Origin of the sequence: Stutzerimonas stutzeri RCH2 (genome assembly GCF_000327065.1) — a bacterium.
Taxonomy (GTDB): domain Bacteria; phylum Pseudomonadota; class Gammaproteobacteria; order Pseudomonadales; family Pseudomonadaceae; genus Stutzerimonas; species Stutzerimonas stutzeri_AE.
On sequence record NC_019936.1, the window covers coordinates 4,007,147 to 4,020,956 of the forward strand.

Consider the following 13,810-nt stretch of genomic DNA (forward strand, 5'->3'; position numbering starts at 1 on the left):
CGCATGAAACGCCCCCACGCGGTGCGCTTCCCGACGGCCCGGCCGAAACCGTGCCGCTCATGCTCGAAAGCCCCGGACGCCAACTCGACGCCTGGGGCTGCTGTCCTGCACCGCGTGCGCCGAGCTTCCGGCAGCACGCAGTTCCCGGCCCTGTCAGGCCTGGCTGGCCTTGTAGCGCTGACGCCAGGCATGCAGCAGCGGCTCGGTGTAGCCCGCCGGCTGCTCGCGGCCCTTGAACACCAGATCCGACGCCGCCTGGAAGGCGATCGACTGAGTGTAGTCGCTGGACATGGCGCGATAGAGCGGATCGCCAGCGTTCTGCTGGTCGACCACCTTGGCCATGCGCTGCAGGGTTTCCTGCACCTGCTCGCGGCTGACCACACCGTGGTGCAGCCAGTTGGCAATGTGCTGGCTGGAGATACGCAGGGTGGCGCGGTCTTCCATCAGGCCGACGTTGTGGATGTCCGGTACCTTGGAGCAGCCGACGCCCTGCTCGACCCAGCGCACCACGTAGCCGAGGATGCCCTGGCAGTTGTTGTCCAGCTCCTGCTGCTTCTCTTCGGCGCTCCACTTGTCTTCGGCGACCACCGGGATGCTCAGCAGGTCGTTGAGCAGCTGATCGCGCTCGGCCGCCAGGTCGATCTTCTCCAGCTCGCTCTGCACGGCCTGCACGTTCACCTGGTGGTAGTGCAGCGCGTGCAGGGTGGCGCCGGTCGGCGACGGCACCCAGGCGGTGTTGGCGCCGGATTTCGGATGGCCGATCTTCTGCTCGAGCATGGCTGCCATCAGGTCCGGCATGGCCCACATGCCCTTGCCGATCTGCGCCTTGCCGCGCAGGCCGCAGGCCAGGCCGACCAGCACGTTGTTGCGCTCGTAGGACTGGATCCACGGGGTGGACTTCATGTCACCCTTGCGCAGCACCGGGCCGGCTTCCATGCAGGTGTGCATCTCGTCGCCGGTACGGTCGAGGAAGCCGGTGTTGATGAAGGCCACGCGGTGCTTGGCCGCAGCGATGCAGGCCTTGAGGTTGGCGCTGGTGCGGCGCTCCTCGTCCATGATGCCCATCTTCAGGGTGTAGCGCGGCACACCGATCAGCTCCTCGACGCGACCGAACAGCTCATCGGCGAAGGCGACTTCCTTCGGTCCGTGCATCTTCGGCTTGACGATGTAGACGCTGCCGGTGCGCGAGTTGCCCTTGCGCTGGAGGTCGTGCTTGGCGATCAGGCTGGTGAACACACCGTCCATGATGCCTTCCGGAATCTCGCGGCCGTCTTCCAGCAGGATCGCCGGGTTGGTCATCAGGTGACCGACGTTGCGGATGAACAGCAGCGAACGACCATGCAGCTTCAGCTCGCCGCCGTTGGGTGCGCTGTATTCGCGGTCCGGGTTCAGGCGGCGGACGAAGCTCGAGCTGCCCTTGGCGACTTCCTCGCTGAGGGTGCCCTGCACGATGCCCAGCCAGTTGCGGTAGGCCAGCACCTTGTCATCGGCATCCACCGCAGCAACCGAGTCTTCGCAGTCGAGGATGGTGGAAACCGCGGACTCGACCAGCAGGTCCTTAACGCCAGCAGCATCGGTCTGGCCGATCGGGCTGTTCGGATCGATCTGGATCTCGACGTGCAGGCCGTTGTTCTTCAGCAGCACGGCCTTCGGCTCGACCGCTTCACCCTGGAAGCCGACGAATTTTTCCGGCTGCGCCAGCCCGGTGACGCTGCCGTTCTCCAGGGTGACCTTCAGCTGGCCATCCTGCACGCGATAGGCGGTGGCGTCGGCGTGGCTGCCTTCGGCCAGCGGCGCGGCCTGATCGAGGAAATTGCGCGCGTAGGCGATGACCTTGGCGCCACGGACTTCGTTGTAGCCCGGGCCCTTCTGCGCGCCGCCCTCTTCGGAGATGGCGTCGGTGCCGTAGAGCGCGTCGTACAGCGAGCCCCAGCGGGCGTTCGCGGCGTTCAGCGCATAACGCGCGTTCATGATCGGCACCACCAGCTGCGGGCCGGCCTGGGTGGCGATCTCGCTGTCGACGTTGGCGGTTTCGATCTTCACCTCGCCGGGCACCGGCAGCAGGTAGCCGATGGATTCGAGGAAGGCGCGGTAGGCGGCCATGTCCTTGATCGGACCGGGATTGGCTTTGTGCCATGTGTCCAGCTCGACCTGCATGCGGTCGCGCTCGGCGAGCAGTTCACGGTTCTTCGGCGCCAGGTCATGGACCAGGGCGTCCAGGCCCTGCCAGAAGGCGGCGGCTTCGATACCGCTGCCCGGCAGGACTTCGTCTTCGATGAAACGCTGCAGATTGGCCGCGACTTGCAGGCGGCCCAGGGTTACGCGCTCAGTCATCTGTCGTTCTCCTTGTCTGTTCAGTTGGCCAGGGCGGCAACGCCGGCCTTGGCGATCTGGGCGTCCTGCGCGGCGGTCACGCCGGAGACGCCAACCGAACCGATGACCTGACCGTCAACCACTACCGGCACGCCGCCTTCCAGCGAGCAGACCACCGGCGCGGAGAGGAAGGCGCTGCGGCCGCCGTTGACCATGTCTTCGTAACCCTTGGTTTCACGACGGCCGAGGGCCGAGCTGCGGGCCTTCTCGGTGGCGATGTAGGAGGCGATCGGCGCGCAGCCGTCCAGACGCTCCAGCGCCAGCGGATGGCCGCCGTCGTCGGCGACGACGATGGTCACGGCCCAGCCATTAGCCTGCGCTTCGGCGCGAGCAGCGGCGAGGATGGTGGCGACTTCGGTCTGGCTCAGTACGGCTTTGCTTTTCATCTCGATTCTCCTGTCTTCGTATTTCGGTTGTTCGCTGGCCGCCCTGACTGGGCGACCGAACCATGAGGCGTTGCTACTGCATCGATTCCTCGACCACTTCGATCCAGTGCTTGACCGGCGTGCGGCCGGCGCCGTCGAGGTGAGTCTGGCAGCCGATGTTGGCGGTGACGATCACTTCCGGCTTGCCGCTCTCCAGCGCGTTGAGCTTGTTGTCGCGCAGCTGGTGGGAAATCTCCGGCTGGGTGATCGAATAGCTGCCGGCCGAGCCACAGCACAGGTGCGCATCTGGCACCGCGGTGAGCTGGTAGCCCAGGCGGGTGAGCACGTCTTCGACCGCGCCGCCGAGCTTCTGTGCGTGCTGCAGGGTGCACGGGCAATGGAAGGCCATGCGCTTGTCGGCGCGCACATTGAGCTTTTCCAGCTCGGCGCTGCGCAGCACTTCGACCAGATCCTTGGCCAGCTCGCTGACCCGCGCGGCCTTGGCGGCGTAGGCCGGGTCATCCTTGAGCAGATGACCGTATTCCTTGACGAAGGCACCGCAGCCGCTGGCGGTCTGCACGATGGCTTCGGCACCGGCTTCGATGGCCGGCCACCAGGCGTCGATGTTGCGCCGTGCGCGGTCCAGGCCGGCATCCTGCGCGTTGAGGTGGTAATCCACCGCGCCGCAGCAGCCGGCTTCGCGCGCCGGACTGACGCTGATGCCCAGGCGGTCGAGCACGCGCGCGGCGGCGGCGTTGGTGCTCGGCGACAGGCTCGGCTGCACGCAGCCTTCGAGTATCAGCACGCGACGGCTGTGCATGACCTGCGGGCGCGGCTTGGCCGGGCGGATCTCGCGCGGCAGGTGGTCCTTCAACGAGGCCGGCATCAGCGGCTTCAGCGCATTGCCGGCGCCCAGCAGTGCCTTGAACAGGCCCGGACGCGGGATCACCGTGCGCAGGCCGCCGCGCACGACGCGCTCGCCCAACGGGCGCTGCACCTGCTGCTCGATGAAGTCGCGGCCGATGTCCAGCAGGTTGTGGTACTTCACCCCGGACGGACAGGTGGTTTCGCAGTTGCGGCAGGTCAGGCAGCGGTCCAGGTGCAGCTGGGTGCTTTCGGTCACCTCGCCGCCTTCGAACATCTGCTTCATCAGGTAGATGCGCCCGCGCGGGCCGTCCAGCTCGTCGCCGAGCAGCTGGTAGGTCGGGCAGGTGGCATTGCAGAAGCCGCAATGCACGCAGGAGCGCAGGATGCTTTCAGCTTCTTCGGCGCGCGGCAGCTTTTTCGCCGCTTCGCTCAGATTGGTTTGCATACGTCGTCAGACCTCGGAATACATGCGGCCGGGGTTGAAGATCCCCTGCGGGTCCAGCGCGGCCTTGAGCTGGCGGTGATAACGCAGCAGCGGTGCGGCCAGCGGCTGGAACGGATTGGTTGTGGCGCCTGCGGTAAAGCAGGTGGCGTGGCCGCCGACCTCAATGGCGATACCGCGGATGGTCACCGCGTCGGCGTCGGACTTCAGCCAGCGCTGGGCACCGGCCCAGTCCACCAGCTGATCGCCCGGCAGACCCAGCGCCGGCGTGTTGTTCGGCAGCGACAGGCGCCACAGCGGGCGCGGATCGGCAAAGAACGCCAGGCGCTGTTCGCGCAGGTCGTTCCAGTAGCCGGGGTCGAGATCCTCGCCACCGATACGCTCGCGGGCCGCACCAACAGAGCCTTCGCCGCCTTCCAGACGCAGGTGCAGCGCCTGGCCGTCATGGCTAGCGGCGCTGATCGGGATCGGCTGCTGGCCCCACTCGGCAAGCTTCAGCAGTGCACGTTCGAGATCGATCTCCAGGCGTAGGCTGGTGCACAGGCGCGGCTTGGGCAGAACTTTGAGCGAGACTTCGGTGAGTACGCCGAGGCAACCGAAGCTGCCGGCCATCAGGCGCGACAGATCGTAGCCGGCAACGTTCTTCATCACCTCGCCACCAAAACGCAGGTGCTTGCCCTGGCCGGTGATGACCCGCGAGCCGAGCACAAAATCGCGCACCGAACCGCTCCACGGACGACGCGGGCCGGACAGCCCGGCAGCGATCATGCCGCCGACGGTGGCGCCCTCGCCGAAGTGTGGCGGCTCGCAAGGCAGCATCTGCCCAGCTTCATCCAGCGCGGTTTCCAGCTCCGTCAGCGGCGTGCCGGCGCGAACGGTGACCACCAGTTCGGTAGGGTCATAGCTGACGATGCCGCGGTGCTCGCGGGTATCGAGCAGTACACCGTCGGCCTGCAGCCCGAGAAAGCTCTTGCTGCCGCTGCCCTGGATGCGCAGCGGCGTGTTGGCGGCGAGCGCCTGGTTGACCTGGTCCAGCAACTGCGCGCTGGCGTCGTTGGCGATTACGGACATCAGAAACGCTCCAGTTCGGGGAAAGGCAGCTGGCCGTTATGGATGTGCATGCGGCCGAATTCGGCGCAGCGATGCAGGGTCGGGATGTTCTTGCCCGGGTTGAGCAGGCCGCTCGGGTCAAAGGCCGCCTTGACCGCGTGGAACAGCGTCAGCTCGTCGGCATTGAACTGCGAGCACATCTGATTGATCTTCTCGCGGCCGACGCCGTGTTCGCCGGTAATGCTGCCGCCCACCTTCACGCAGAGTTCGAGGATCTTGCCGCCCAGGTCTTCGGCGCGCTCCAGCTCACCGGGCTGGTTGGCATCGAAGAGGATCAGCGGGTGCATGTTGCCGTCGCCGGCATGGAACACGTTCGCCACGCGCAGGCCGAACTGCTCGGAGAGGTCGGAAATGCCCTTGAGCACACCCGGCAGCTCGCGCCGCGGAATGGTGCCGTCCATGCAGTAGTAGTCCGGCGAGATGCGCCCGACCGCCGGGAAGGCGTTCTTGCGCCCGGCCCAGAAACGCACGCGCTCGGCTTCGTCCTTGGCCAGGCGCACTTCGGTGGCACCGGCCAGCTTCAACACTTCGCTGACTCGCGCACAGTCGTCATGCACATCAGCTTCGACGCCGTCGAGTTCGCAGAGCAGGATCGCCTCGGCATCCACCGGATAACCGGCGTGGATGAAGTCTTCGGCAGCGCGGATCGACAGGTTGTCCATCATTTCCAGGCCACCGGGGATGATGCCGGCGGCGATGATGTCGCCCACCGCACGACCGGCCTTCTCCACCGAGTCGAAGGCAGCGAGCAGCACCTTGGCCACCTGCGGCTTGGGCAGCAGCTTGACCGTCACCTCGGTGACGATGCCGAGCATGCCTTCGGAGCCGGTGAACAGCGCCAGCAGGTCGAAGCCCGGCGAATCCAGTGCGTCGGAGCCGAGCGTCATGCGCTCGCCTTCGACGGTGAGGATGTCCACCTTGAGCAGGTTGTGCACGGTCAGGCCGTACTTCAGGCAGTGCACGCCGCCGGCATTCTCGGCGACGTTACCGCCGATGGAGCAGGCGATCTGCGACGAAGGGTCCGGCGCGTAGTACAGCTCATAGGGTGCGGCAGCCTGGGAGATCGCCAGGTTACGCACGCCGGGCTGGACGCGGGCGAAGCGGCCGGCCGGATCGACTTCGAGAATCTTGTTGAAGCGCGCCATGACCAGCAGGATGCCCTGCTCGAGCGGCAGCGCACCGCCGGACAGACCGGTGCCGGCACCGCGGGCGACCACTGGAACGCCGCGCTGATGACAGAGCTTGAGCAGCGTCTCGACCTGCTCGATACGCTCGGGCAGCACGACCAGCAGCGGCGTGGTGCGATAGGCGGATAGCCCGTCGCACTCGTAGGGCTTGAGGTCTTCGCTGCGATGGAGGATGTCCAGGTCAGGCAGCTGTGCCTGCAGTTCGGCCAGCAGGGCAGCCTTGTCGACCTTGGGCAACGCACCATCGACGCGTTCGTCGTAGAGAATGTTCATGGCAGGTTCCAGTTCTCGTGGGGCCACAGCCAGCGCGCACGGCTGCGGTGGAATGACGCATCTTTAACGTCGAAGGTGGGCGCCCGTCCATGCCCCAGACAACTGGTCCTACCAGTTTTTTGTAGTCAGCCGATGAAAGGCACTACCAAACGGCCTTCCAAGCGGCGCTGTTTCTGCTATCCAGCCATTCAGGGTAAACTCGCCTCAAACTGGTCCTACCAGTGGAGAACGAAGGACATGCAGAACGAAAAGCACAATGACCGTCGTCAAGTCGCCGATGTCGTCGCCGAACGCATCGAACGGCTGATCGTCGACGGCGTATTGAAAGTCGGCCAGGCGCTGCCATCGGAGCGCCGCCTGTGCGAGAAGCTCGGCATTTCCCGCTCGGCGTTGCGTGAGGGTCTGCGCGTATTGCGCGGGCGCCGCATCATCGAGACCTCTCAGGGCCGTGGCTCCTTCGTTGCCGAACTGTCCGGCAACCATGACGCCAGCCCACTGATGCACCTGTTCAACTCGCAACCGCGCACGCTCTATGACCTGCTGGAGGTGCGTGCGCTGCTGGAAAGCGAATCGGCGCGGCTGGCGGCCTTGCGCGGCACCGACGCGGATTTCGTGCTGCTACGTCGCCGCTACGAGGAAATGCTCGCCGCCCACGCCAGCGAAGAGGGTGCCGACCCTCGCGAACATGCCCGCCTCGATCATGCCTTCCACCTGGCCATCTGCGAGGCCTCGCACAACCCGGTGCTGGTGCACACCTTGCAGTCGCTGACCGACCTGATGCTGAGCACCGTGTTCGCCTCGGTGAACAACCTCTACCACCGCCCGGCGCAGAAGCGCCAGATCGACCGCCAGCACTCGCGGCTTTACCACGCGGTAATCGAGCGCCTGCCCGAACAGGCCCAGCGCGCGGCGCGCGACCATATCCACGGCATTCGCGACAATCTCAAGGAGATCGAGCAGGAAGAGCAGCGCCTGGTGCGTGCCACCATGCGCCTGGAAGGCTGGACCTGATCATTCTGTAGCGCCGCCGGCGCGACCCTACAGCCGCCGCAGGCGCCGCGTTGTCGCCTGCGTCCTGCAGCAGCCGGGACGCATGCTAGACTCGCCGCTCTTTCCGCTATGCCCGAACGCGCCGTGTCCGAATTCCTTGACTGGCTAACTGCCGACCGCCTGCCCTCCCCCCTCGATCCCGCCCTGCATGACTGGCTCTACGTCGACAAAGGCTCGCTGACCCGCCGTCTGACGGAGCTGGCCGATGGCGCGTTCAGCGTGAAGCCGCTGCACGAAGCCTGGCAGCCCCTGCGCGCCGACGAGTGTGCCGCGCTCGGCGTGCCGGCAGAGAGTGAAGGCTGGGTGCGCGAGGTGTATCTGTGCGGCCACGGCCAGCCCTGGGTGTTCGCCCGCAGCGTCGCGGCGCGCGCGCAACTGGAAGAATCCGGCCTCGATCTGCAACGCCTGGGCAATCGTTCTTTGGGCGAGCTGCTGTTCAGCGATCCGGCCTTTGCCCGCGGCACGCTTGAGGCCTGTCATTACCCCGCGCGCGGGCTACCGGATGCGTGCCGTGTCGACGGCCTCTGGGCGCGGCGCTCGTGCTTCCGCCAGAATCGACTCGGCGTGCTGGTCGCCGAAGTATTCCTCCCCGAACTGTGGCAGGCCGCCGCCGTCACGCCCTGAGCGCGCAGCTCTGCACGTCCCCTTCCGCCAAGGAGAGCCGCTGATGTATCTGAAACTGCTGCAATCGTGCAATCGCCTGCACCCGCGCGCCTGGGACTTCATCCAGCTGATGCGCCTGGACAAGCCGATCGGCACCTACCTGCTGCTGTGGCCGACGCTGTGGGCACTGTGGATCGCCGCCGAAGGCGTGCCCAGCGCGAAGAACCTGTTCATCTTCATCGCCGGCGTGATCCTGATGCGTGCCGCCGGCTGCGTGGTCAACGATTTCGCCGACCGCAACTTCGACGGCCACGTGCAGCGCACCCAGGCACGTCCGATGGCTGCTGGGCGGGTCAGCTCGCGCGAGGCCTGGACGCTGTTCGCCGTGCTGGTGGGCCTGAGCTTCGGCCTAGTACTGCTGACCAACGCGACAACCGTCTACCTGTCCTTCGGCGCTCTGGCGCTGGCGGCCTGCTACCCGTTCATGAAGCGCTACACCTTCTACCCGCAGGTGGTGCTCGGTGCGGCGTTCTCCTGGGGCATGCCGATGGCCTTCACCGCCGAAACCGGCAGTCTGCCACCGGAAGCCTGGCTGCTGTTCATCGCCAACCTGCTGTGGACGGTGGCCTACGACACCTACTACGCCATGGCCGACCGCGACGACGACCTGAAGATCGGCATCAAGTCCACCGCGATCCTCTTCGGCGAAGCGGACCGCGTCATCATTGTCACCCTGCAGGGCCTTGCGCTGTTCTGCCTGCTGCTCGCTGGCGTGCGTTTCGAACTCGGCCAGTGGTTTCACCTCGGCCTGGTGGTCGCCGCCAGCTGCTTCGCCTGGGAGTTCTGGAAGACCCAGTCGCGCAAACCACAGATCTGCTTCAAGGCCTTCCTGCACAACCACTGGGCAGGGCTGGCTATCCTCGCGGGCGTCGTGCTGGATTACGCCACCAAGGCTTAAGCCCAGGCGCGCCGAGCTAGAGCGCCGGAGCACGACAGCCGGCTGCCGTCTGCCTGTCACATGGCTGCAATAATTCCGTTATCTAATGCCGGACGACAAGAACAGACCCGAGGCTTGACCATGAACGGCAAGAGCATACTGATCGTCGATGACGAGGCGCCGATCCGGGAGATGATCGTCGTCGCCCTGGAAATGGCCGGCTATGACTGTCTCGAAGCAGAGAACACCCAGCAGGCCCACGCGCTGATCATCGACCGCAAGCCGGACCTGATCCTGCTCGACTGGATGCTGCCCGGCACCTCCGGCATCGAACTGGCCCGCCGCCTCAAACGCGACGAGCTGACCGCCGACACGCCGATCATCATGCTCACCGCCAAGGGTGAAGAGGACAACAAGATCCAGGGCCTGGAAGTCGGCGCCGACGACTACATCACCAAACCGTTCTCGCCGCGCGAGCTGGTGGCCCGCCTGAAGGCCGTGCTGCGCCGCGCGACGCCGGTGGACAGCGAATCGCCGATCGAGATCGGTGGCCTGCTGCTCGACCCGGTCAGCCACCGCGTCACCATCGATGGCAAGCCGGCCGAGATGGGCCCCACCGAATACCGCCTGCTGCAGTTCTTCATGACCCACCAGGAGCGCGCCTATACCCGCAGCCAGCTGCTCGATCAGGTCTGGGGCGGCAATGTCTATGTCGAGGAGCGCACTGTCGATGTGCATATCCGTCGGCTGCGCAAAGCGCTCGGTGAGGCCTACGAGAACCTGGTGCAGACGGTACGCGGCACCGGTTATCGTTTCTCCAGCAAAAGCTGAGCGCGCCGGGTGAGCATGCGTCCCGGCGTCTTCCATCCCATCATCGCCACCTCTCTGGAGTGCATCGGTTGAATCAGGACTGGCAAGGAGCCCTCATTCGTCGTCTGCTGCTCCTGCTCGGCGGCTGCCTGCTGCTGGGGCTGATCACCGGCGAGTACGCCTGGATACTGGTGATCGGTCTGAGCGGCTATCTGATCTGGACCCTGCGCCAGCTGCTGCGTCTGCAACGCTGGCTGCACCGTGCCGATCCCGACGAGCCGCCGCCGGACTCGGCCGGAATCTGGGGCGATGTGTTCGACAATCTCTACCAGATGCAGCGTCGCGACCTGCGCCTGCGGGGCGAGCTGCAGGGCATCATCGATCGTGCCCAGGGCTCTACCGCCGCACTCAAGGACGCGGTGATCATGCTCGACAGCGACGGCAACCTGGAATGGTGGAACCCCGCCGCCAACCGCCTGCTGGGGCTGAAGAAGCCGCAGGACGCCGGCCACCCCATCGGCAATCTGGTGCGCCATCCGGCCTTCAAGGAGTACTTCGACAAAGGCAACTACGACCAGCCGCTGGAGCTGGCCTCGCCGGTCGACGATCGCCTGCGCCTGCAGTTCAACATCACCCGCTACGGCAACCGCGAGCACTTGCTGCTGGTGCGGGACGTGACTCGCCTGCATCAGCTCGAACAAATGCGCAAAGACTTCGTCGCCAACGTCTCCCACGAGCTGCGTACGCCGCTCACCGTGATCGCCGGCTACCTGGAAACGCTGCTGGAAAATGCCGAAGCGGTGAACCCGCGCTGGCTTCGCGCCCTGCAGCAGATGAACCAGCAGGCCGGCCGCATGCAGCACCTGCTCAACGACCTGCTATTGCTGGCGCGGCTGGAAACCAGCAGCCGCCCGACCGAAAACCAGCCAGTGGCGGTGGGGCTGCTACTGCAGTCGATCATCAGCGATGCCCGCGCACTGTCCGGCAACCGCGGCCACCTGATCAGCCTCGATGCCGATCCGGCACTGCAGCTCAAGGGCAGCGAGACGGAGCTGCGCAGCGCCTTCTCCAACCTGGTGTTCAACGCCGTGAAGTACACCCCGGATGGCGGCAGCGTGCATGTGCGCTGGTGGGGCGACGAGGTCGGCGCGCACCTCAGCGTCGAGGACAGCGGCATTGGCATCGAGCAGAAACATCTGCCACGGCTGACCGAGCGCTTCTACCGGGTAGACTCCAGCCGCGCCAGCAGCACCGGCGGCACGGGGCTCGGCCTGGCGATCGTCAAGCACGTGCTGCTGCGCCACCAGGGGCGCCTGGACATCAGCAGCACTCCCGGCCGGGGCAGTCGCTTTTCCTGTCACTTCCAGAACAGCCAGGTGCCCGGCCGCTGACTGGGAATATCCGCGAGCAGCAGGAAAAATCCCGCTGCTCGCTTGAAAAGCCGGCTCGCCGCCGCCATCCTGTCGCGATCATTGGCTACCCGAACCCTTCATGGACCCCTCCCCCAGTTACGCCGCTTCTTCCTACTTCGCCGATTTCGGCCTGATTCTCTTCGCTCTGTTCCTCGTGCTGCTCAACGGCTTCTTCGTCGCCGCCGAGTTCGCCATGGTCAAGCTGCGCGCCACCAAGGTGGAAGCCATCGCCAGCCGGCATGGCTGGCGCGGACACATTCTGCGTACCGTGCACAATCAGCTCGATGCTTACCTGTCCGCCTGTCAACTCGGCATCACCCTCGCATCGCTGGGTCTCGGCTGGGTCGGCGAGCCGGCGTTCGCGCACCTGCTCGAGCCGCTGCTGGCCGGCATCGGTATCCAGTCGCCGGCGCTGGTGCATGGCATCGCCTTCTTCACAGCGTTCTTCATCATTTCCTACCTGCATATCGTCATCGGCGAGCTGGCGCCGAAGTCCTGGGCGATCCGCAAGCCGGAACTGCTGTCGCTGTGGACGGCAGTACCGCTGTACCTGTTCTACTGGCTGATGTACCCGGCGATCTACCTGCTCAACGCCAGCGCCAACGCCATCCTGCGCATCGCCGGCCAGGGCGAGCCGGGCATGCATCACGATCATCACTACAGCCGCGAGGAGCTCAAGCTGATCCTGCACTCCAACCGCGCCCGCGACCCGAGCAACCCGCAGATCCAGGTGCTGGCCTCGGCGGTGGAGATGAGCGAACTGGAAGTGGTGGACTGGGCCAACTCCCGAGAGGACCTGCTGCAGCTCGAGCACGACGCACCGCTGGCTGAGATTCTGGAAATCATCCGTCGCCACAAGTACAGCCGTTATCCGGTCTACGACAGCGCCAAGGGCGAGTATGTCGGGCTGCTGCACATCAAGGACCTGCTCCTGGCGCTGGCCGCCAATGGCGCGCTCGCCGAGGACTTCTGCCTGGGCGAGCTGCTGCGTCCGCTGGAGCGGGTGTCCAAGCACATGCCGCTGGCCAGCCTGCTGGAGCAGTTCCGCCAGGGCGGCGCACATTTCGTGCTGGTGGAAGAAGGCGACCACAAGGTGATCGGCTTCCTGACCATGGAAGACGTGCTGGAAGTGCTGGTCGGCGATATTCAGGACGAGCACCGCAAGACCGAACGCGGCGTGCTCGCCTATCAGCCGGGCAAGCTGCTGGTGCGCGGCGACACGCCGCTGTTCAAACTCGAGCGCCTGTTGGGCATCGATCTCGACCACGTCGAGGCGGAAACGCTTGCAGGGCTGGTTTACGAAACCCTCAAGCGCGTACCGGACGAGAACGAAGTGCTTCAGGTCGACGGTCTGCAGATCGTCATCAAGAAGATGCGCGGCCCGAAGATCGTGCTCGCGAAGGTGCTCCTGTTCAAGGACTAACCCGTAGCGGTAACAGACAGCTCGCGACTTACATTTTCGTTTACATACCTGCCGCTAATCTTTGATTTACAAAGAAATACGACCGCCCGTCGTGCTTGGCAGAATTAATCGCAAGTAGTTCCAGTCCACGCCATAGGCGGCTCGCTCGAGCCGCCACCGATTTCTCAATCGAATGACGATGGAGCTACCCGCATGCGCATCAATGCTTTGACCACTGCAACCGCCCTGGCCCTCGGCCTGACAGCGACCTCCCAGGCGTTCGCCCAGTCCGCCAGCGGCCCAATCTCGAATTTCGGCGTCATTGGCTCGCACAATCAGTACAAGCTGACCGTGAACGACGAAAGCGACAAGGAACGCCTCAACCAGGGCGGGCTGTACTACAACTTCGGCAACAAGATGACCGGCCAGGAAGGTTTCATCTACCAGGCAGGCATCGAAGGTCAGTACCGGGAAAAGGACGACGTGGAATACATGTCCGCCCGCGCCGATATCGACCTGGGCCTGCGCGCTGCGCTGAGCAGCAACAACTATGTCGACGTGATCGTCGGTGGCGGCTACGACTGGGGCCGCATCGAGCAGGACGACGTCGATTTCGGCCTGTTCGAGGAAGACGTCAAGCTGACCACCCGCTCGCCGTTCGCCAAGGCCGGGGTTGGCTACAACTACCTGACGCCCGATTACACCGTACGCCTGGAAGTCGGCGCCCGTTACTCCATCGAAGCGGACAGCAAGCTGAAGGTTGGCGGTGAAAGCGACACCGTCGATCTGAAGGACAAGGTCAACCCCTACGGCGAGCTGAGCGTGCTGTGGAACAAGGGCATCAACAACATGCCCATCAGCACCAGCCTGTACTACACCCAGACCCGCTACGAAATCGACAGCAACAGTGAGTTCGCCGAGAACAGCAAGCTCAAGCAGGAGCAGGTCGGCCTGAAGGTCGGCCTAGCGTTCTAAGCCT

At 65.2% G+C, this 13,810-nt stretch carries 12 protein-coding genes; 7 read left to right on the forward strand and 5 right to left on the reverse strand.

All coding sequences use genetic code 11. The features are described 5' to 3' along the window. Window positions 1–153: 153 nt before the first annotated feature. The 5 genes from PSEST_RS18665 to glcD all read right to left on the reverse strand — a co-directional run bounded on the left by PSEST_RS18665 (window position 154) and on the right by glcD (window position 6,617). Window positions 154–2,334, reverse strand: a complete 2,181-nt coding sequence (locus PSEST_RS18665) for a malate synthase G (protein WP_015278493.1) — start codon at window positions 2,332–2,334, stop codon at window positions 154–156. 20 nt (window positions 2,335–2,354) lie between these two features. Continuing rightward, a complete protein-coding gene (locus tag PSEST_RS18670) occupies window positions 2,355–2,759 on the reverse strand; it encodes a heme-binding protein (RefSeq protein WP_015278494.1) in 405 nt (134 codons plus the stop codon). Between the two features lie 73 nt (window positions 2,760–2,832). After that, window positions 2,833–4,050, reverse strand: coding sequence for a glycolate oxidase subunit GlcF (gene glcF / locus PSEST_RS18675; protein WP_015278495.1), 1,218 nt, complete (start codon window positions 4,048–4,050; stop codon window positions 2,833–2,835). A gap of 6 nt (window positions 4,051–4,056) precedes the next feature. Next, window positions 4,057–5,118, reverse strand: coding sequence for a glycolate oxidase subunit GlcE (gene glcE, locus PSEST_RS18680; protein ID WP_015278496.1), 1,062 nt, complete (start codon window positions 5,116–5,118; stop codon window positions 4,057–4,059). Beyond that, a complete protein-coding gene (gene glcD / locus PSEST_RS18685; protein WP_015278497.1) occupies window positions 5,118–6,617 on the reverse strand; it encodes a glycolate oxidase subunit GlcD in 1,500 nt (499 codons plus the stop codon). The genes glcE and glcD overlap by 1 nt, the downstream gene beginning before the upstream one ends. Before the next feature lie 237 nt (window positions 6,618–6,854). Here glcD and glcC point away from each other — a divergent pair, with 237 nt between their 5' ends. From glcC to PSEST_RS18720, 7 genes are all read left to right on the forward strand, one after another. Further along, window positions 6,855–7,628, forward strand: coding sequence for a transcriptional regulator GlcC (glcC, locus tag PSEST_RS18690; RefSeq protein WP_015278498.1), 774 nt, complete (start codon window positions 6,855–6,857; stop codon window positions 7,626–7,628). A gap of 108 nt (window positions 7,629–7,736) precedes the next feature. After that, window positions 7,737–8,291, forward strand: a complete 555-nt coding sequence (locus tag PSEST_RS18695) for a chorismate--pyruvate lyase family protein (RefSeq protein ID WP_015278499.1) — start codon at window positions 7,737–7,739, stop codon at window positions 8,289–8,291. 43 nt (window positions 8,292–8,334) lie between these two features. After that, on the forward strand, window positions 8,335–9,228 hold the full coding sequence (gene ubiA / locus PSEST_RS18700) for a 4-hydroxybenzoate octaprenyltransferase (protein WP_015278500.1): 894 nt from the start codon (window positions 8,335–8,337) through the stop codon (window positions 9,226–9,228). A 120-nt stretch (window positions 9,229–9,348) separates the two neighbouring features. Continuing rightward, on the forward strand, window positions 9,349–10,038 hold the full coding sequence (gene phoB / locus PSEST_RS18705; protein WP_003283304.1) for a phosphate regulon transcriptional regulator PhoB: 690 nt from the start codon (window positions 9,349–9,351) through the stop codon (window positions 10,036–10,038). Between the two features lie 68 nt (window positions 10,039–10,106). Continuing rightward, window positions 10,107–11,408: a phosphate regulon sensor histidine kinase PhoR gene (phoR, locus tag PSEST_RS18710; protein WP_015278501.1), complete on the forward strand. Its 1,302-nt coding sequence runs from the start codon at window positions 10,107–10,109 to the stop codon at window positions 11,406–11,408. Between the two features lie 100 nt (window positions 11,409–11,508). Next, window positions 11,509–12,852: a hemolysin family protein gene (locus PSEST_RS18715; protein ID WP_015278502.1), complete on the forward strand. Its 1,344-nt coding sequence runs from the start codon at window positions 11,509–11,511 to the stop codon at window positions 12,850–12,852. A 192-nt stretch (window positions 12,853–13,044) separates the two neighbouring features. After that, window positions 13,045–13,806, forward strand: coding sequence for an outer membrane beta-barrel protein (locus PSEST_RS18720; RefSeq protein ID WP_015278503.1), 762 nt, complete (start codon window positions 13,045–13,047; stop codon window positions 13,804–13,806). Window positions 13,807–13,810: the final 4 nt, after the last annotated feature.